The sequence below is a fragment of the Duganella callida genome (genome assembly GCF_004614165.1).
GTDB classification, from domain to species: Bacteria; Pseudomonadota; Gammaproteobacteria; order Burkholderiales; family Burkholderiaceae_D; genus Rugamonas; species Rugamonas callida.
In genome coordinates this window covers 13,354-31,806 of sequence record NZ_SPVG01000191.1, presented here as the reverse complement: position 1 = coordinate 31,806, position 18,453 = coordinate 13,354, and the positions used below count along the sequence as shown (strand labels likewise).

The window sequence follows — 18,453 nt, the reverse complement described above, 5'->3', positions numbered from 1 at the left end:
GGAGGGAAACATGAAGCTATTCCTGTATTCAGCGGCGATATTACTGGCCGGCTGTGGCGGCGATGGCGCCGGAACCGGCACGTCGGGTGCACCGATGGTGCAGGCGCTGGCGGTCGCCAGCGGTGTTGGATCAGCCGGTGCCAGCGGCGCGGCGTCTGGCGCCGATCCGGCTGCGGATGCTGCCGCAGCAGCCGGCGCCTCCGCCAATGCCGCCGCCGCGCTCACGACGTCGACGGTGGCATTGGCCGGCAATGCCTTTGTCACTTCGGCACCGTCCGGTGCGGCGGAAGTCATCAACGACAATGGCCTGGCCAACTGGAGCAACGCGGCCACCGTCACCAGCGCCTACTTCCGCATGGCCTCGGCCGGCGCGGTGACGCTGGGCCTCGATGCGCGCCTGGCCGGCAGCAGCAACAGCACCATCCGCGTGACGGTCAACGGCACGCCGTTCACGCTGGCGCTGGCCGGCACGAGCGCGAAGACTTACGCGATCGGCACGGTGAATGTGGCCGCGCCGGGTTATGTGAAGGTCGACCTGCAGGGCATCAGCAAGGATGGCGGCTATTTTGGCGATGTCTCCGCACTGAAGGTGACCACCGCGTCCGCCGTCAATTACGCCAACGACGCCGCCAATTACTACTGGTCGCGCCGCGGACCATCGGTCCACATGGGCTACACCACACCGGCCAACACCGAATACTTCTATAACGAAGTCACCGTGCCCACCGGACAGGACCCGATCGGCTCCTACTTCATGGCCAACGGTTTCAGTGGCGGCTACTTCGGCATCCAGGTCAAGTCCGCGACCGAGCGCTGGATACTGTTCTCGGTCTGGGATGCCGACAGCGGCGCCAAGACCACGCTGGTCAGCAAGGGCGCGGGTGTGGTGGACAACAGCTTCGGCGGCGAGGGCACTGGCGGGCAGGCTTACCTGGTGTATAACTGGGTGGCCGGGAACACCTACCGCTTCATCACCCGCGCGCGGCCGGACGGTGCCGGCAGCACCTTGTACTCGGCATGGTTCTACGCGCCGGAGGCCGGCGCCTGGCGCTACATGGCGACCTGGAAGCGTCCGGCGACCACCAGCTACCTGACCGGCAACCACTCGTTCCTGGAGAATTTTATCGACACCAACGGCTATACTGGCCGCCGCGTCCTGTTCGGCAACCAGTGGGCGCGCAATGTTTCCGGAGCGTGGTCCGAAGTGACCGCCGGCCGCCTCACCGGCGACGCCACCGTGACCAACGCGCAGCGCATGGATTACGCGGGGGGACTGGATAACGGCCGGTTCTATCTGCGCAACGGCGGCTTCTTTGCCGATTACGTGCCAGTCAATCAAAACTTTACCCGACCGTCCACCGGCCAGCAACCGACGGTGGACGTGAACAGCCTGCCGCAGTAACTATAACAAGGAGCATTATGAAATCAGTTTTGAACCGACGTGACTTCCTCGCGGCAGGCGCCGCCCTTGCCGGCAGCATGATGCTGCCATCCGCCTTCGGCGCCACGCGCCAGAAGGTCCGCATCGGCATGATCGGCACCGGCATGCGCGGCCAGGTGCTGCTGCAGGAACTGCTGCGCCGCGACGACGTGGAGGTGGCGGCGTTGTGCGATATCGAACCCATCATGCTGGGCCGCGCGCTGCAGCAGGTGGAGAAGGCCGGCAAGGCCAAGCCGAAAACGTATGGCGAAGACCGCGACCCGCAAGCCTACAAGCGCATGCTGGATGCGGGCGGTCTGGATGGCGTGATCATCGCCACGCCGTGGGAGTGGCATGCGCCGATGGCCATCGCGGCGATGCAGGCGAAGATTCCGGTCGGCTGCGAGGTGGTGGCCGGCATCACGCTGCAGGATCACTGGGATGTGCTGAATACGCAGCTGAAGACCAGGACGCCGTATATGCTGCTGGAGAACGTCTGCTTCCGCCGCGATGTGATGGCGGTGCTGCAAATGGTTCGTGCCGGCGTGTTCGGTGAGTTGGTACACCTGCAGGGCGGCTATCAGCACGATCTGCGCGCGGTGAAGTTCAACAGCGGCAATCCGGACAAGCCATATGGCGGCGGTGTCGAATACGGCGCCAAAGGCTGGTCGGAGGCGCGCTGGCGCACCGAGCACTCGGTCAGGCGCGACGGCGAGCTGTATCCCAGCCATGGCATCGGTCCGTGCGCGATGTACACCAATATCAATCGCGGCAACCGCTTCACGCGTATCAATTCGTTTGCGACCAAGGCGCGCGGCCTGCACGACTACATCGTCAAGCAGGGCGGGGCCAGCCATCCGAGCGCGAAGACCGAATTCAAGCTGGGCGACGTGGTGACCACCACGCTGGCCTGCGAGAATGGCGAGACCATCATCCTGCAGCACGACACCTCGCTGCCGCGCCCTTATTCGCTGGGTTTCCGCGTGCAGGGCACCAATGGGCTGTGGATGGACGTGAACCATTCGATCCACATCGAGGGCAAGAGCAAGCCTCACACCTGGGACGATTTCCAGGCGTGGCAGGACAAGTATGACCATCCGCTGTGGCGCAAGTATGCGAAGAATGCGGAAGGAGCGGGCCACGGCGGCATGGACTTCTTCGTGATCCATGCCTTCGTGGAAGCACTGAAGGCCGAGGCGCCCATGCCGATCGATATCTACGACGCGGTGACCTGGAGCGCCATCACGCCGCTGTCGGAGCAATCGATCGCGCAGAACTTCCAGACGCTGGACTTCCCCGACTTCACCAACGGCCAGTGGAAGAGCCGCAAGCCGATCTTCGCCTTCGACGACAAGTACTGATGATACAGGCGGGGCGGTGTACAATCTGGGCGCTTAAATCCCGTCCAGATCATCCATGACATCACGCCGTCTCGCCCTTGCCACTTTAGCCACTCTGACCGCGGCCGCTGTTGTCGGCTGCAAGACCACGCCCGTGGTGGAAACGCCGGCGCTGCAGCCGGCGCCGGTGCCCGAGCCGGCGCCGCCGCGCAAGATCAAGATCGGCCTGGCGCTCGGCGGCGGCGCGGCGCGCGGCTTTGCGCATATCGGCGTGATCAAGGCGCTGGAGGCGCAGGGCATCTATCCGGACATCGTGGTCGGGACCAGTGCCGGCAGCGTGGTCGGCGCGCTGTACGCCTCCGGCAACACCGGCTTCCAGTTGCAGAAGCTGGCCATGGAAATGGACGAGGCATCGATCTCCGACTGGGCCTTGCCGCTGTTCCGCAAGTCCACCGGCGTGCTGAAAGGCGAGGCGCTGCAGGCTTACGTCAACAAGGCGGTCAACAACCAGCCGATGGAAAAGCTGAAGATCCCGTTCGGCGCCGTGGCCACCGATCTGAAGGACGGCAAGCCGATCCTGTTCCAGCGCGGGAATACCGGCATGGCGGTGCGCGCCTCCTCGGCGGTACCGGGCGTGTTCCAGCCGGTCACCATCAGCGGCCACACTTACGTGGACGGCGGGCTGGTGGCGCCGGTGCCAGTGCGCTTCGCGCGCGACATGGGCGCCGATTTCGTCATCGCCGTCAACATCTCGACCCAGGCCGACGTGCAGGCCACCGTCAGCTCGCTGGACGTGATCATGCAGACCTTCAGCATCATGGGGCAGCGCATCAACGACTATGAGTTGAAGGACGCCGACATCGTCATCACCCCGCCGCTGGGCAAGATGGCCAGCAACGACTTCAACGGCCGTAACCAGGCCGTGCTGGCGGGCGAGCAGGCCGCCGCCCAGGTCATGGCGCAGATTAAGCAGAAGCTCGAGGCCAAACGGCGCTCGTAAGCGGCTACAATGGCGGCACCAATAACAAGGAAGCTGTCATGCAAACCAAACCTTATCTGTGCCTCGCCGACGTCAAGAAAATCGCTGCTGCCGCTGAAGCGGAAGCGGTTGCCAACAAATGGGCGGTGGTGATCGCCATCGTCGATGACGGCGGCCACCTGCTGTGGTTGCAGCGCCTGGACGGCGCCAACGCCCTGTCTTCGCACATCGCCCCGGCCAAGGCGCGCGTCTCGGCGCTGGGCCGCCGCGAATCCAAGCTGTACGAAGACATGATCAACAACGGCCGCGTGTCGTTCCTGACCGCGCCGGCGCCGATGGCCGACGGCATGCTGGAAGGCGGCGTGCCGATCATCGTGGACGGCCACATCATCGGCGCTGTCGGCGTCTCCGGCGTGAAGTCGGCCGAGGATGCGCAGATCGCCAAGGCCGGCATCGCCGCGCTGAGCTAAGCATAACCCCGCGCATGTCGTTCCCGCTGTCGCGGGAATGACAGCTCAGTTAGCTGGCTGGTTCACCTGGCCGGTGTATTTGTCGAGGTGCACCTCGACATCCGCCTTCTTGCCCAGTCCCAGTTCCATCAGCTTGCCGATATTCTTCTGCGCGGCGGGGCGCTGCACGGAGGTGATGAAGGCATCCCATTCCGCACCGATATCCTTATCCGACGGCAGCGAGGCGATATTGACCAGATGCTTGATGTCGCCGATAGTCTGCTTGTCGAACGAGGCAATGCGGCGGGCCAGGGTGTCGACAAAGTCGTCCAGTTCCGCATCGGGCAGGGCGCGGTTCACGTAGCCGTAGCGCTCGGCCAGTTCGCCATTGATGTCGTTGCCGCTGAGGAGAATCTCCAGCGCGCGGCCGCGGCCCATCAAACGGGGCAGTCGTGCCATCGGACCACCACCGGGAGCGAAGCCGGCGCCGATCTCAAATTGCGACAGCACGGCTTTTTCGCGACTGGCGAAGCGCATGTCGGAGGCCAGCGCCAGTTCGCTGCCGACACCGGTGGCGCGGCCACGGATGGCGGCGATCGAGACGACATTCGCGCGGCTCAGGCGTACCAGCATGTCGGGCAGCGGCGGCAGGCCGGTGGGGCCGTTGGCCATGCTGGTGGTCTGCGCCAGCGGCGGCACGAAGTCATAGTGCGTCAAAAAGAAGCCCGGCGTGTCGCTGGCGAATACCACCACTTTGACGTCCGTATCGCGCTCGATCTCGGTAATCACACTGTTCAGCTGCGGCATCGATTCCGGGCCGTAGATATTGAACGGCGGGTTATTGATGGTGACGCGCCAGTAGTTCGGCGTAACGCGGGTGATCTTGAACTGCTGCCGGGCTGCGGCTTTCTGCGCGGCGGTGGCCGGCGTTGCGGCCGCGCCCTCGGCATAGGCGCCGCCGCCGAGAAGCAGGGTGCTTGCTGCAAGTGCTGCTGCGATGATCTTGGTTTTCATTTTCAGCTCCTTGGGTTGGTGAGTGAGGTCCACTTTATCCATTCCTGAGCCGCAAAAAAATACCTTGGTCCGCAATTGGTTTTTTACGTAATGTAATATATGGCGGCGCGTGCCCCTGCCTTGCCAACCAGGGCAGATTTGGTTATAATTCAAAGGTTTAGCCAAATCATATCTCTACCGTAGCGACTACCACTCACTCCATCTTCAATCTGACCATCCACCCGGGCCTGCGACGGCCGGGGATACACGACGGTCGTCTGACGTGGCGCAGCTACGGTAACTTTATCAGGAGTTGCCCTTGCCGCCATTTTTTTCTGGCCCCGCCGTTCCAGCCATACTGGCCCTCGCTGACGGAACCATCTTCAAAGGTTTTTCCATTGGCGCTGCCGGCCATACGACCGGTGAAGTGGTCTTTAATACTTCCATTACCGGCTATCAGGAAATCCTGACCGATCCTTCCTACAGCCGCCAGATCGTCACCCTGACGTATCCGCATATCGGCAATTACGGTATCAACCCGGAAGACGTCGAATCCTCCAAGGTCCACGCCGCCGGCCTGATCATCCGCGATCTGCCGCTGCTGGCCTCGAACTTCCGCTCCACCCAATCCCTGTCCGATTACCTGAAGGCCGAGAACATCGTCGCCATCGCCGGCATCGACACCCGCAAGCTGACCCGCATCCTGCGCGAGAAGGGCGCACAGTCGGGCGCGATCCTGGTCGGCACCCAGGGCAACGAGCCGTCGGAATCGCAGGCGCTGGACCTGGCCCGTTCCTTCCCCGGCCTGACCGGCATGGACCTGGCCAAGGTGGTGAGCGTGAAGTCGTCCTACGAATTCACCGACACCGAGTGGCAGCTGGGCGAAGGCTACGGCAAGCTGAAAGACCCGAAATTCCACGTGGTCGCCTACGACTTCGGCGTCAAGCTGAACATCCTGCGCATGCTGACCGCGCGCGGCTGCAAGGTGACCGTGGTGCCGGCGCAGACCACCGCCGAAGAAGTGCTGACCATGAACCCGGACGGCGTGTTCCTGTCAAACGGTCCCGGCGATCCTGAACCATGCGATTACGCCATCGCCGCCGCCAAGGTCTTCATGGACAAGAAGATTCCCCTGTTCGGCATCTGCCTGGGCCACCAGATCATGGGCCTGGCCTCCGGCGCCAAGACGCTGAAGATGAAGTTCGGCCACCACGGCGCCAACCATCCGGTGCAGGACCTGGACAGCAAGCACGTGATGATCACCTCGCAGAACCACGGTTTCGCGGTCGATCCGAACACGCTGCCGGCCAACTGCCGCGTGACCCACGTATCGCTGTTCGACGGTTCGCTGCAAGGCTTCGCCCGCACCGACACGCCGGCGTTCTGCTTCCAGGGCCACCCTGAAGCTTCGCCTGGCCCGACTGACGTCGCTTACCTGTTTGACCGCTTCATCGGCCTGATGGAAGCTACGGAGAAATAAGAAATGCCAAAACGCTTAGACATTAAAAGTATTCTGATTATTGGCGCCGGCCCGATCGTGATCGGCCAGGCTTGCGAGTTCGATTATTCCGGCGCCCAGGCCTGCAAGGCCCTGCGCGAGGAAGGCTACCGCGTCATTCTGGTCAACAGCAATCCGGCGACCATCATGACCGACCCGGAAATGGCCGATGTCACCTACATCGAGCCGATCACCTGGCAGATCGTCGAAAAGATCATCGCCAAGGAAAAGCCGGACGCGATCCTGCCGACCATGGGCGGCCAGACCGCGCTGAACTGCGCGCTGGACCTGCACCGCAACGGTGTGCTGGACAAGTACAAGGTCGAGCTGATCGGCGCCACCCCGGAGGCCATCGACAAGGCCGAAGACCGTTCGAAGTTCAAGGATGCGATGACCAAGATCGGTCTGGGCTCGGCCCGTTCCGGCGTGGCGCATTCGATGGAAGAGTCGTGGGCGGTGCAGAAGGAAGTCGGCTTCCCGACCATCATCCGCCCGTCGTTCACCATGGGCGGCAGCGGCGGCGGTATCGCCTACAACGAAGAGGAATTCGAACAGATCTGCAAGCGCGGCCTGGAAGCCTCGCCGACCAACGAGCTGCTGATCGAAGAGTCGCTGCTGGGCTGGAAAGAGTACGAGATGGAAGTGGTGCGCGACAAGGCGGACAACTGCATCATCATCTGCTCGATCGAAAACCTGGACCCGATGGGCGTGCACACCGGCGACTCGATCACCGTCGCCCCGGCGCAGACGCTGACCGACAAGGAATACCAGATCATGCGTAACGCCTCGCTGGCGGTGCTGCGGGAAATCGGCGTGGATACCGGCGGCTCCAACGTGCAGTTCTCGGTCAATCCGAAGGACGGCCGCATGATCGTCATCGAAATGAACCCGCGCGTGTCGCGTTCCTCGGCGCTGGCCTCCAAGGCCACCGGCTTCCCGATCGCCAAGGTAGCGGCCAAGCTGGCCGTCGGCTTCACGCTGGACGAGCTGCGCAACGAGATCACCGGCGGCGCCACTCCGGCCTCGTTCGAGCCGTCGATCGACTACGTGGTCACCAAGATCCCGCGCTTCACCTTCGAGAAGTTCCCGACTGCCGACCACCACCTGACCACCCAGATGAAATCGGTGGGCGAGGTGATGGCAATCGGCCGCACCTTCCAGGAATCGTTCCAGAAAGCGCTGCGCGGCCTGGAAGTGGGCGTCGATGGCCTGAACGAAAAGACCAAGGACCGCGAGAAGATCGAAGAGGAACTGGGCGAGCCGGGTCCGGAGCGCATCTGGTACGTGGGCGACGCCTTCGCCCAGGGCTTCACGCTGGAAGAAGTGCACCAGCTGACCAAGATCGACCCATGGTTCCTGATCCAGATTAAAGAGATCGTCGACCTGGAACTGTGGATGGACACCCAGAAGCTGGAACAGCTGGACAAGACCACGCTGTACAAGCTGAAACAGAAGGGCTTCTCGGACCGCCGCCTGGCCTTCCTGCTGCAGACCACCGCGGCGGAAGTGCGCAAGTACCGTCACTCGCTGAACATCCGTCCGGTGTACAAGCGCGTGGACACCTGCGCCGCCGAATTCGCGACCAACACCGCCTACATGTACTCGACCTACGACGAGGAATGCGAGTCCAACCCGACCGACAGGAAGAAGATCATGGTGCTGGGCGGTGGCCCCAACCGTATCGGCCAGGGTATCGAATTCGACTACTGCTGCGTGCACGCCGCGCTGGCCATGCGCGAAGACGGCTACGAGACCATCATGGTCAACTGCAATCCGGAGACCGTGTCGACCGACTACGATACCTCCGACCGCCTGTACTTCGAATCGCTGACGCTGGAAGACGTGCTGGAAATCGTCGAGCTGGAAAAACCGGCCGGCGTGATCGTGCAGTACGGCGGCCAGACCCCGCTGAAACTGGCGCTGGACCTGGAAGCCAACGGCGTGCCTATCATCGGCACCTCGCCGGACATGATCGACGCGGCCGAAGACCGCGAGCGTTTCCAGAAGCTGCTGCAGGACCTGGGTCTGCGTCAGCCGCCGAACCGCACCGCGCGCACCGAAGCCGAAGCGCTGGCGCTGGCACAGGAAATCGGCTACCCGCTGGTGGTGCGTCCTTCCTACGTGCTGGGCGGCCGCGCGATGGAAATCGTCCACGAGCAGCGCGACCTGGAGCGCTACATGCGCGAAGCGGTCAAGGTGTCGAACGATTCGCCGGTGCTGCTGGACCGCTTCCTGAACGACGCCATCGAGTGCGACGTCGACTGCATCTCGGACGGCGACACCACCTTCATCGGCGGCGTGATGGAGCACATCGAACAGGCCGGCGTGCACTCGGGCGACTCGGCCTGCTCGCTGCCGCCGTACTCTCTGGCGCAGGACACCATCGATGAACTGAAGCGCCAGACCTCGCTGATGGCCAAGGGTCTGAACGTGGTCGGCCTGATGAACGTGCAGTTCGCGATCCAGAAGCAGGATGGCCAGGACGTGGTCTACGTGCTGGAAGTGAACCCGCGCGCCTCGCGCACCGTGCCGTACGTGTCGAAGGCGACCGGCCTGCAGCTGGCCAAGATCGCCGCGCGCTGCATGGTCGGCCAGAAGCTGGCGCAGCAGGGCATCACCACCGAAGTGGTGCCGCCGTACTACAGCGTCAAGGAAGCCGTGTTCCCGTTCGTGAAATTCCCGGGCGTCGACACCATCCTCGGCCCTGAGATGAAATCGACCGGTGAAGTCATGGGCGTCGGCAAGACCTTCGGCGAAGCGTTCGTGAAGTCGCAGCTGGGCGCCGGCGTGCGTCTGCCGAAGTCGGGCAAGGTGTTCCTGTCGGTGAAATCGTCGGACAAGCCGCGCGCCGTGAAAGTGGCGCGCGACCTGGTGGACATGGGCTTCACCCTGGCCGCCACCAAGGGCACCGCCGCCGTGATCGCCGCGGCCGGGATTCCGGTCACCGCCGTCAACAAGGTAGTGGAAGGCCGTCCGCACGTGGTGGACATGATCAAGAACCATGAAATTGTCCTGGTCATCAACACCGTCGAAGAGAAGCGCAACGCCATCGTCGACTCGCGCGCGATCCGTACCTCCTCGCTGGCGGCGCGCGTGACCACCTACACCACCATCGCCGGCGCCGAGGCGGCGGTGGAAGGCATCCGCCATCTGGACGAATTGCAGGTGTACGATTTACAAGGACTGCATAAAACCTTACACTAAGGTTTAGCAGGTTTAGGTAGCACCCGGACCACAGAGCCCGCGCTGCAGCTTGGCGCGGCCTCTGTGGTTTTCCATTGTAAAAACAGAGTAAATAAACAACATGACTTCAGTTCCACTTACCAAGTACGGCGCAGAGCTCTTGAAAGAAGAGTTGCACCAGTTGAAGACCAAAGAACGCCGCATCGTGATCGACGCGATCGCCGAAGCGCGTTCGCATGGCGACTTGTCGGAAAATGCTGAGTACGATGCCGCCAAGGAGCGCCAGGCGTTCGTGGAAGGCCGTATCGCGGAACTGGAAGGCAAGCTGAGTACCGCCCAGATCATCGACCCGACCACCCTGGACGCGGAAGGCCGCGTGGTGTTCGCCGCCACCGTGGATCTGGAAGATCTCGAGTCCGGCGACAAGGTCAGCTACCAGATCGTCGGCGTGGACGAAGCCGACATCAAACTGAACAAGGTATCGGTGACCTCGCCGATCGCCCGCGCGCTGATCGGCAAATCGGCCGGCGACGTGGTGGAAGTGCAGGCCCCGGCGGGTCCGCGCGAATACGAAATTCTGGAAGTCCGCTACGTCTGATGCTGCTCGCCCGCACTCGTTTGCTGGTTGCCACGCTGTGGGCCGGCAGTCTCTGGGCGGTGGGCTACCTGGCCGCGCCGACCCTGTTCGCCACGCTGAGTGACCGCGTGCTGGCCGGCACCATCGCCGGCAATCTGTTCACCAACCAGGCCTGGCTGTCGATCGCCTGCGCGCTGGTGATGCTGTTGCTGCTGTGGGCAACCAAGCCGGGCACGCAGGGGATTTTTGCCGGCTCGGCGGTCAACATGGCGGCGAAAGCGCGCCGTTCGCTGCTGATCATCGTGCTGGTGATGCTGGCCTGCACGCTGGTCTCGCACTTCGGCCTGCAGCCGATGATGGCGTCGCTGCGCGCGGCGGCTGGTCCGGGCGGGGTGATGGAAGGGGCGGCGCGCAATCAATTCGGCATCTTGCACGGCATTTCGAGCACGATCTACCTGATCCAGAGTCTGCTGGCCGCCTGGCTGGTGCTGAAGCAATAACATCCGGGGTCAGTTCTGCCAATCGCACACGGCCTCTACCGTAAGCGAGCTTACGGTAGAGGCCGTGTGCGATTGGCAGAACTGACCCCGGATTGTTTAGCTGAGGACGGTTTTCTTGGTGGATTTCTGGCGCGTTTTGGCGCGCTTGATGTTGCCGCCCTGGGTCACGCGTTCATTTCCCTTCAACAGTACCTTGGTCACCGACGGCTTTTTGGTGCCGCTGGCGCTGGCTTTGACGATGGTGACTTCACGCAGACCGCCGCCTTTCGAGGCGCGGGTCTTTTCCGCTTCCACTTTCGGGCGGTACAGGACCAGCAGCTTGCCGATGTGCTGCACCGGGGCCGCGCCCAGTTCTTCACAGATTTTTTCGTACATGGCGATGCGGGCTTCACGGTCGTCGCCAAACACGCGCACCTTGATCAGGCCATGCGAGTCCAGACCCAGCGAGATTTCTTTCATGACGTTGGCGGTCAGGCCGGCCTCGCCGATCAGGACGATGGGATTGAGGCCGTGAGCCTCGGCGCGCAGTGCGCTGCGCTCAGCGGGTGTCAGTTTGATCATAATATAATTTAACAGGTTCCTTAAAGGCAGTATTTTACGCGAATGGCTAAGAACAAAATAAATAAAAACTGGATCCACGACCACATTAACGATCCGTATGTGCGACTGGCCCAGAAAGAGGGCTACCGCGCCCGCGCAGCTTTCAAGCTGAAAGAGATCGACGAGGATGAAAAACTCATCAAACCGGGTCAGATCATCGTCGACCTCGGTTGCACGCCGGGCAGCTGGGCCCAGTACACCCGCCGCAAGCTGTCGGGCAAGGAGGGCGGCGGCGTGCACGGCACGCTGATCGGCCTGGACATCCTGCCGATGGAGCCGATCGCCGATTTCCACTTCATCCAGGGCGATTTCCGCGAGCCGGACGTGCTGCAGCAGCTGGAGGCGGTGGTGCAGGGCGAGAAGGTCGACCTGGTGCTGTCCGATATGGCGCCCAACCTGTCCGGCATCCACGACGCCGACGCCGCGCGCATGGAGCATCTGATCGATCTGGCCATCGAGTTCGCCCAGGCCCACATGAAACCGAACGGCGCCTTGCTGGTCAAATGTTTTAAAGACATGGGTTTCAACGACATCGTGCATAAATTCCGTGCCGAATTCAAAACAGTGATACAAAAGAAACCCAAAGCCAGCCGCGACAAGTCATCCGAGATATTCCTGCTCGGCCGCGGTCTGAAAAATCCCACCGATGGTGGCATGGCCTCGGCCCAGCCCCTGGATTCCGATGGCTGGCGCCCTTGATATTTGCTGAACAAGCCGCACATCCCTCTTCGGAACAGTAGTTTTATCTTGATTACACGGGTAATTTGGTCAAATAATGTGCTTTTCCACCGGTTTAGCACCGGCGCACGGCAGGTTTCTGGCAAGGCCTGCTTATTGCGAGTAAAATCGGATATCAGCCAGGTTTATACGATGCGGCCCGCATCCAAGGAGTTTTCGTGAATAACATGTTTTCCAAATCAGCCATCTGGGTAGTCGTGGTACTGCTCCTGCTTATGCTGTACAAGCAGTTCGATAGCCATGGCGTCACTGGCGGAGCGAAGCCCATCGCGTATTCCGACCTGCTGGATGACGTGAAAGCCAAGCGCATCAAGGATGTCGTGATCGAAGGCGGCAACATCACCGCCACCCGCAGCGACGATACCAAGGTCCGCTCCACGGCCACCATCCTGGACCGCGGCCTGATCGGCGATCTGCGCGACAACGGCGTGCACTTCGACGTCAAACCGCCGGAAGAGCCATCGTTCCTGCAGCAGGTGTTCGTGTCCTGGTTCCCGATGCTGCTGCTGATCGGCGTGTGGATCTTCTTCATGCGCCAGATGCAGGGCGGCGGCAAGGGCGGCGCTTTCTCCTTCGGCAAGTCGAAGGCGCGCATGATGGATGAGACCAACAATACCGTCACCCTGGCCGACGTTGCCGGCTGCGACGAAGCCAAGGAAGAAGTGGCCGAGATCGTCGACTTCCTGAAAGATCCAAGCAAGTTCCAGAAGCTGGGCGGCCGCATTCCGCGCGGCGTGCTGATGGTCGGTCCTCCGGGCACCGGCAAGACCCTGCTGGCGCGCGCCATCGCCGGCGAAGCCAAAGTGCCGTTCTTCTCGATTTCCGGCTCGGACTTCGTGGAAATGTTCGTCGGCGTCGGCGCCTCCCGCGTGCGTGACATGTTCGAGAACGCCAAGAAGCATTCGCCGTGCATCATCTTCATCGACGAGATCGACGCGGTCGGCCGTCATCGCGGCGCCGGCATGGGCGGCGGTAACGACGAGCGCGAACAGACGCTCAACCAGTTGCTGGTGGAAATGGACGGCTTCGAGGCGCAATCGGGTGTGATCGTGATCGCCGCCACCAACCGCGCCGACGTGCTGGACAAGGCGCTGCTGCGTCCGGGCCGTTTCGACCGCCAGGTCAATGTCGGCCTGCCGGACATCCGCGGCCGCGAACAGATCCTGAACGTGCACATGCGCAAAGTGCCGATCGGCACCGACGTCAAGGCCGACGTGCTGGCACGCGGCACCCCGGGCTTCTCGGGCGCCGACCTGGCCAACCTGGTCAACGAAGCGGCGCTGTTTGCCGCGCGCCGCTCCAAGCGCCTGGTCGACATGGCCGACTTCGAGGATGCCAAGGACAAGATCTACATGGGTCCCGAGCGCAAGTCGATGGTCATCCGCGAGGAAGAACGCCGCAATACCGCCTACCACGAATCGGGCCACGCGGTGGTCGCCAAGCTGCTGCCGAAGGCCGATCCGGTTCACAAGGTGACCATCATGCCGCGCGGCTGGGCACTGGGTCTGACCTGGCAGCTGCCTGAGCACGACAATATCTCGGGCTACAAGGACAAGATGCTGGAAGAGATTTCCATCCTGTTCGGCGGCCGTATCGCGGAAGAGATCTTCGTCGGCCAGATGTCGACCGGCGCCTCGAACGACTTCTCGCGCGCCACCAAGCTGGCCCGCTCGATGGTCACCAAGTTCGGCATGTCGGACGCGCTGGGCGTGATGGTGTACGAAGATACCCAGAACGACGGTTTCCTGGGCGGCACCAACAAGACCATCTCGGAAGCCACCCAGCAGAAGGTGGACGCGGAAATCCGCGCCATCCTGGATCAGCAGTATGCGCTGGCCCGCAACCTGTTGGAAAGCAACCGCGAGAAGGTCGAAGTCATGACCAAGGCCCTGCTGGAATGGGAAACCATCGATGCGGACCAGATCAACGACATCATGGCCGGCCTGGAGCCGCGTCCGCCGAAAGCCGGCGTGTCGATCCGCAAGCAGCCTCCGAGCGATGGCGGCACCGGCGTATCGCCCAGCGTGACCGCACCGGCGTAAGCCAGACGGTACGGCACTCAACATCAAGGGTGAGGAGCAATCCTCGCCCTTTTTTATTACCCTTGTTTCAGCATGCGATCCACCTTACAGTTTGGCCGTTTTAATTACCCGTGGCGGGGGCAGGGCGCGCGCGCGCGTGTGATGGGCATCCTCAATGTGACGCCCGATTCGTTTTCGGATGGCGGCAGTTACCAGACGCTGGAATTCGCGCTGGGTCATGCCGAGCAGATGGTCAAGGACGGCGTCGACATCATCGATATCGGCGGCGAATCGACCCGCCCGGGCGCGCCGCCGCTGTCGCAGGAGGAAGAACTGAACCGCGTGATGCCGGTACTGTACGCCCTGCGCGACCTCGGTCCGGCCATCTCGATCGACACTTACAAGCCGAAGGTGATGCGCGAAGCCATCATCGCCGGCGTCGACATGATCAACGACATCAACGGCTTCCGCGAACCGGGCGCGATCGACGCGGTACGCGACAGCGACTGCGCGCTGTGCGTGATGCACATGCAGAGCGACCCGCAGCGCATGCAACTGGCGCCGTCCTACGCCGACGTGGTGGCGGAAGTGATCGCCTTCCTGCGCGAACGCGTGGAGGCGTTGCTGACAGCCGGCATCGACCCGCGCCGCATCTGCATCGATCCGGGTTTTGGTTTCGGCAAGACTGTGGAGCATAATTACGCTTTGCTCAACGCCACCGCGCGTCTGATCGCCGAGCTCGATATGCCGCTGTTGGCCGGCCTGTCGCGCAAGTCGATGATCGGCGCGGTGACTGGCAAGCCGGTCGAGCAGCGCATGGCCGGCAGCGTCGGCGGCGCCCTGGCTGCGGTAGCGCAAGGCGCGCTGATCGTACGCGTGCATGATGTGGCGGAGACTGTCGACGCGCTGAAAGTGTGGCAGGCAGCGAAATAACACCGATAACGATAAGAGATTACAAAATGGCACGTAAATATTTTGGTACCGATGGTATCCGCGGCCTGGTCGGCGAGGCGCCGATCACGCCGGACTTCGTCATGCGCCTGGGCTATGCGGCCGGCAAGGTGCTGGCCAGCAGCAACGCCGGCGGCGCCGCGCGTCCGACCGTCCTGATCGGCAAAGACACGCGCATTTCCGGCTACATGCTGGAGGCGGCGCTGGAAGCGGGCTTCTCGGCCGCCGGCGTCGATGTGATGCTGGCCGGCCCGATGCCGACCCCGGCCATCGCCTACCTGACGCGCGCGCTGCGCCTGTCGGCCGGCGTGGTGATTTCCGCCTCGCACAACCCGTTCCAGGACAATGGCATCAAATTCTTCTCGCACCAGGGCACGAAATTGCCGGATGCGGTCGAGCTCGATATTGAAGCGGAGCTCGATCAGCCTATGCACTGCGTGCCGTCGGAAAAACTGGGCCGCGCCAAGCGCCTCGACGACGCCCAGGGCCGCTACATCGAATTCTGCAAGAGCACTTTCCCGACCGAGCTGGACCTGCGCGGCCTGAAGGTGGTGGTCGATACCGCCCATGGCGCGGCCTACAACATCGCACCGCACGTGTTCCATGAGCTGGGCGCGGAAGTGATCGCCATCGGCAACAAGCCGGACGGTTTCAACATCAACCTCGAGCACGGCGCCACCGCGCCGGACGCCATGGCCGCCGCCGTGGTGGCCAACAACGCCGACCTCGGCATCGCGCTGGATGGCGATGCCGACCGCCTGATCATGTGCGACGCCAACGGCCGCCTGTACAACGGCGACGAGTTGCTGTACCTGATGGTGATGGACCGCCTGGCCACCGGCCCGGTGGCCGGCGCCGTGGGTACCCTGATGACCAACATGGCGGTGGAAGTGGCGCTGAAACAGAAGGGCATCGGCTTCGCGCGCGCCAAGGTCGGCGACCGCTACGTGCTGGAAGTGATGCAGGACAAGGGCTGGATTCTGGGCGGCGAAGGTTCGGGCCACTTGCTGTGCCTGGACAAGCACACCACCGGCGACGGCATCATCTCGGCGCTGCAGGTGCTGTCGGCGCTGAAGCGCGCCGGCAAACCGCTGGCCGAGTGCTGCACCGACCTCAAACTGTTCCCGCAAACCCTGATCAACGTGCGCGTCACGCCCGGCGCCGACTGGACCAAAAACGCCGCGCTGCTGGCCGAAAAGGAAAAAGTGGAAGCCGAGCTGGGCGACAGCGGCCGCGTGCTGATCCGCGCGTCCGGCACCGAACCGCTGATTCGTGTGATGGTCGAGGCACGCGACGCTGATGCCGCCAAGTCGATGGCGCGCCGCATCGCCGACACGCTGGAGACCAGGCTGGCTGCGTAAAATTTCATCAATGAAATTAAATCGCCCGCTTCGATTGACGCCGAACGCCGTAAGGACTAAAATAGCTTTTATCGGAGTGTAGCGCAGCCCGGTAGCGCATCTGGTTTGGGACCAGAGGGTCCAAGGTTCGAATCCTTGTACTCCGACCAAAATCTCTAAAGCGGGTTGTCCTAGCGGACAGCCCGTTTTTCATTTCCGCCGCGGGTTCCCGCAGCGTACTGCCCATAGCTCAGTTGGATAGAGCATCAGCCTTCTAAGCTGAGGGTCGCTGGTTCGATTCCAGCTGGGCAGGCCAAATTCCTATCTATAATCAATGAGTTACGTGCCGAGTGCAACGCCTAATAAATAGGCGTTGTACTATTCAAACGTCGCTGTACTATTCAAACCCGATTTTGGCCGGTTGAACCCGCTCCGGTTTGCGGCGATAGATGCGGTCGGTGACACGGCTGTCGACGTGGGAAAGCAGGGCGCGTGCATGCTCAAGTGACTCGGCATCGCTGGCGCACTTGGCGCGTAGATCGTGTTCTGTGAAGCGGTCCTCAAGCTTCGTTTCTTTCATGATACGCACCATAAACCGCTGCCACATGGAATCCCAGCCGGATGCGGTTTCTTTCACTTCGTCAATGTAGCTGCTGCCGTCGCGGGTGCAGAACAACAACGCAGAGCTGGCGGACGAGCGCACCGCGATGGCGGTCGCGACTGCAGCTCGCAGGTCGTCGTTCCATTCGTAGATCGTAGACTTGCCTGTCTTGCCGGCGGTCTTGTGGCGCGTGATGTGGATTCCGTCATCCTTGAAATGGACGTCCGGTTCCAAGCGCAGCAGATCGCTGCGCGCCATGCCCGTGAGCAGCTTTAGGCGGATGTAAGCCTGCATCATCAGCACGCTGCCCTTCTTACGCTTACTAGGCAGCACCAGTACCTCGATCAACTCCCAGTCCTCTACGTAGCGCGTGCGGGACTCCTCTCCGCTGAGGCGCACTTCACCCTTAAACGGATGGCGGTCAATCAGCCCCCATTCCACGCATTTTGTGAATGCGTGAGATAAGACGTCGACGGCCCGATGTGCGGCGATCTTCTTAGCCTTGCGCGTGTCGACGTACTGGTAGACGTGCTGCGGCCGCAACCAGGTCAGCGGCGCCGCGCCGAACACGGCCTTTAGATTCTTAATTGCGCGAAGGTTTTCTACGCGGGTGCGCGGCGACTTGGTAGGCACAACTTCAAGAGCGTAGCGGTCAAGCAGGGCGCCTATCGACTTCGCGGCGTCGACCACCTCGAGGCGTTTGGCCCACTCGGCGTAGGCTGCCGGTAGCGTCGCACCAAGCCGGAACAGCTTTTTGCCATCCCAGCGGCTCTCCATCCCAGGCGGCACTTGATAGTAGTACGCGCCGTGTGCGTGCTTCCAGCGCGATGGCAAGCCGGCATTCTCCTTGTTCCGCTTTCTAGGCATTCGCAGCTCCCCAGTTCGGCGTGAACTCGCGCGCACGCGCTGCAGCTGGCGGGCCGCCGCCGAGTTCCTTCTCGACGTGCGAGCGCAGTACCAAAGCGCTGCCGTCGGCGCGCACCTTGAAGGTGATTCCCAAACTGCGCAGCATTTTGGCCTGTGCTTGGCGTTGTATGCGGTTCGTCAGGTCCCTGACCTCGTCCGCGTCAAGAAACATACTCATTGGTTCACCTGGTTGGGCTGCAAGAACGGGCAAGTAGGGCAAGCATGCGAGCCATCGTCGCACTTGTCGGCCTGGCTGTTGGCGAGGCCGTTGTGTGCGGCCGCCGAATAGCAGGCAATTGCGATAGCCGCTTCTCGGTTGGCGTAGTGGTGATTAATTGCGATGATATTGCGGTCCAT

Annotated in this window: 17 protein-coding genes and 2 tRNA genes; 14 read left to right on the top strand and 5 right to left on the bottom strand. The window is 62.3% G+C overall.

What is annotated here, in order from left to right:
* Positions 1–10 precede the first annotated feature (10 nt).
* The 4 genes from E4L98_RS19325 to E4L98_RS19310 are packed head-to-tail and all read left to right on the top strand — an operon-like array spanning position 11 to position 4,209.
* Entirely contained in the window at positions 11–1,402 is a 1,392-nt protein-coding gene (locus tag E4L98_RS19325; protein ID WP_229257470.1) for a DUF3472 domain-containing protein, read from the top strand.
* Positions 1,403–1,419: 17 nt separating this feature from the next.
* On the top strand, positions 1,420–2,781 hold the full coding sequence (locus tag E4L98_RS19320) for a Gfo/Idh/MocA family protein (protein ID WP_205746780.1): 1,362 nt from the start codon (positions 1,420–1,422) through the stop codon (positions 2,779–2,781).
* 55 nt (positions 2,782–2,836) lie between these two features.
* Entirely contained in the window at positions 2,837–3,760 is a 924-nt protein-coding gene (locus E4L98_RS19315; protein WP_135203175.1) for a patatin-like phospholipase family protein, read from the top strand.
* A 38-nt stretch (positions 3,761–3,798) separates the two neighbouring features.
* Positions 3,799–4,209: a GlcG/HbpS family heme-binding protein gene (locus E4L98_RS19310; RefSeq protein WP_135203174.1), complete on the top strand. Its 411-nt coding sequence runs from the start codon at positions 3,799–3,801 to the stop codon at positions 4,207–4,209.
* Between the two features lie 45 nt (positions 4,210–4,254).
* On the opposite strand, the gene E4L98_RS19305 is transcribed toward E4L98_RS19310, so the two are convergent.
* Complete coding sequence (locus tag E4L98_RS19305; protein WP_135203173.1) at positions 4,255–5,202, bottom strand: enoyl-CoA hydratase/isomerase family protein; 948 nt, start codon at positions 5,200–5,202, stop codon at positions 4,255–4,257.
* 298 nt (positions 5,203–5,500) lie between these two features.
* Here E4L98_RS19305 and carA point away from each other — a divergent pair, with 298 nt between their 5' ends.
* The 4 genes from carA (at position 5,501) to E4L98_RS19285 (ending at position 10,939) form a co-directional block, all read left to right on the top strand.
* Positions 5,501–6,661 (top strand): glutamine-hydrolyzing carbamoyl-phosphate synthase small subunit, encoded by a 1,161-nt coding sequence (gene carA, locus E4L98_RS19300; RefSeq protein WP_135203172.1) that lies wholly within the window; start codon positions 5,501–5,503, stop codon positions 6,659–6,661.
* Positions 6,662–6,664: 3 nt separating this feature from the next.
* Positions 6,665–9,883 (top strand): carbamoyl-phosphate synthase large subunit, encoded by a 3,219-nt coding sequence (carB, locus tag E4L98_RS19295; protein WP_135203171.1) that lies wholly within the window; start codon positions 6,665–6,667, stop codon positions 9,881–9,883.
* Between the two features lie 100 nt (positions 9,884–9,983).
* On the top strand, positions 9,984–10,460 hold the full coding sequence (gene greA / locus E4L98_RS19290; RefSeq protein WP_135203170.1) for a transcription elongation factor GreA: 477 nt from the start codon (positions 9,984–9,986) through the stop codon (positions 10,458–10,460).
* Entirely contained in the window at positions 10,460–10,939 is a 480-nt protein-coding gene (locus E4L98_RS19285) for a DUF4149 domain-containing protein (RefSeq protein WP_135203169.1), read from the top strand. The genes greA and E4L98_RS19285 overlap by 1 nt, the downstream gene beginning before the upstream one ends.
* A 96-nt stretch (positions 10,940–11,035) precedes the next feature.
* Here E4L98_RS19285 and E4L98_RS19280 read toward each other — a convergent pair whose 3' ends face one another.
* Positions 11,036–11,500, bottom strand: coding sequence for a YhbY family RNA-binding protein (locus E4L98_RS19280; protein ID WP_135203168.1), 465 nt, complete (start codon positions 11,498–11,500; stop codon positions 11,036–11,038).
* A 42-nt stretch (positions 11,501–11,542) separates the two neighbouring features.
* Between E4L98_RS19280 and E4L98_RS19275 the strand changes: the two genes are divergently transcribed.
* The 6 genes from E4L98_RS19275 to E4L98_RS19250 all read left to right on the top strand — a co-directional run bounded on the left by E4L98_RS19275 (position 11,543) and on the right by E4L98_RS19250 (position 16,905).
* Positions 11,543–12,238 (top strand): RlmE family RNA methyltransferase, encoded by a 696-nt coding sequence (locus E4L98_RS19275; protein WP_135203167.1) that lies wholly within the window; start codon positions 11,543–11,545, stop codon positions 12,236–12,238.
* Positions 12,239–12,435: 197 nt separating this feature from the next.
* A complete protein-coding gene (gene ftsH, locus E4L98_RS19270; RefSeq protein WP_167761384.1) occupies positions 12,436–14,319 on the top strand; it encodes an ATP-dependent zinc metalloprotease FtsH in 1,884 nt (627 codons plus the stop codon).
* Positions 14,320–14,391: 72 nt separating this feature from the next.
* Positions 14,392–15,231, top strand: coding sequence for a dihydropteroate synthase (gene folP, locus E4L98_RS19265; protein WP_135203165.1), 840 nt, complete (start codon positions 14,392–14,394; stop codon positions 15,229–15,231).
* A gap of 26 nt (positions 15,232–15,257) precedes the next feature.
* A complete protein-coding gene (glmM, locus tag E4L98_RS19260; RefSeq protein ID WP_135203164.1) occupies positions 15,258–16,610 on the top strand; it encodes a phosphoglucosamine mutase in 1,353 nt (450 codons plus the stop codon).
* A 72-nt stretch (positions 16,611–16,682) separates the two neighbouring features.
* A tRNA-Pro gene (locus tag E4L98_RS19255) sits at positions 16,683–16,759 on the top strand.
* Positions 16,760–16,828: 69 nt separating this feature from the next.
* Positions 16,829–16,905 (top strand) — tRNA-Arg (locus E4L98_RS19250).
* A gap of 81 nt (positions 16,906–16,986) precedes the next feature.
* Here E4L98_RS19250 and E4L98_RS19245 read toward each other — a convergent pair.
* Genes E4L98_RS19245 through E4L98_RS19235 form a run of 3 tightly spaced genes read right to left on the bottom strand, consistent with a single transcriptional unit; the run spans position 16,987 to position 18,453 of the window.
* Positions 16,987–18,024: a tyrosine-type recombinase/integrase gene (locus E4L98_RS19245; RefSeq protein WP_229257468.1), complete on the bottom strand. Its 1,038-nt coding sequence runs from the start codon at positions 18,022–18,024 to the stop codon at positions 16,987–16,989.
* 25 nt (positions 18,025–18,049) lie between these two features.
* Positions 18,050–18,274 (bottom strand): DUF4224 domain-containing protein, encoded by a 225-nt coding sequence (locus E4L98_RS19240; RefSeq protein WP_135203162.1) that lies wholly within the window; start codon positions 18,272–18,274, stop codon positions 18,050–18,052.
* On the bottom strand, positions 18,271–18,453 hold the full coding sequence (locus tag E4L98_RS19235) for a hypothetical protein (RefSeq protein WP_135203161.1): 183 nt from the start codon (positions 18,451–18,453) through the stop codon (positions 18,271–18,273). Before E4L98_RS19235 ends, E4L98_RS19240 begins: the two co-directional genes overlap by 4 nt.

What these genes read in the sequence shown, in the direction of transcription:
- E4L98_RS19325 (WP_229257470.1), top strand. Translation starts at nt 11, where the DNA reads ATGAAGCTATTCCTGTATTCAGCGGCGATATTACTGGCCGGCTGTGGC.
- E4L98_RS19320 (WP_205746780.1), top strand. Translation starts at nt 1,420, where the DNA reads ATGAAATCAGTTTTGAACCGACGTGACTTCCTCGCGGCAGGCGCCGCC.
- E4L98_RS19315 (WP_135203175.1), top strand. Translation starts at nt 2,837, where the DNA reads ATGACATCACGCCGTCTCGCCCTTGCCACTTTAGCCACTCTGACCGCG.
- E4L98_RS19310 (WP_135203174.1), top strand. Translation starts at nt 3,799, where the DNA reads ATGCAAACCAAACCTTATCTGTGCCTCGCCGACGTCAAGAAAATCGCT.
- E4L98_RS19305 (WP_135203173.1), bottom strand. Translation starts at nt 5,202, where the DNA reads ATGAAAACCAAGATCATCGCAGCAGCACTTGCAGCAAGCACCCTGCTT.
- carB (WP_135203171.1), top strand. Translation starts at nt 6,665, where the DNA reads ATGCCAAAACGCTTAGACATTAAAAGTATTCTGATTATTGGCGCCGGC.
- greA (WP_135203170.1), top strand. Translation starts at nt 9,984, where the DNA reads ATGACTTCAGTTCCACTTACCAAGTACGGCGCAGAGCTCTTGAAAGAA.
- E4L98_RS19285 (WP_135203169.1), top strand. Translation starts at nt 10,460, where the DNA reads ATGCTGCTCGCCCGCACTCGTTTGCTGGTTGCCACGCTGTGGGCCGGC.
- E4L98_RS19280 (WP_135203168.1), bottom strand. Translation starts at nt 11,500, where the DNA reads ATGATCAAACTGACACCCGCTGAGCGCAGCGCACTGCGCGCCGAGGCT.
- E4L98_RS19275 (WP_135203167.1), top strand. Translation starts at nt 11,543, where the DNA reads ATGGCTAAGAACAAAATAAATAAAAACTGGATCCACGACCACATTAAC.
- folP (WP_135203165.1), top strand. Translation starts at nt 14,392, where the DNA reads ATGCGATCCACCTTACAGTTTGGCCGTTTTAATTACCCGTGGCGGGGG.
- glmM (WP_135203164.1), top strand. Translation starts at nt 15,258, where the DNA reads ATGGCACGTAAATATTTTGGTACCGATGGTATCCGCGGCCTGGTCGGC.
- E4L98_RS19240 (WP_135203162.1), bottom strand. Translation starts at nt 18,274, where the DNA reads ATGAGTATGTTTCTTGACGCGGACGAGGTCAGGGACCTGACGAACCGC.
- E4L98_RS19235 (WP_135203161.1), bottom strand. Translation starts at nt 18,453, where the DNA reads ATGGACCGCAATATCATCGCAATTAATCACCACTACGCCAACCGAGAA.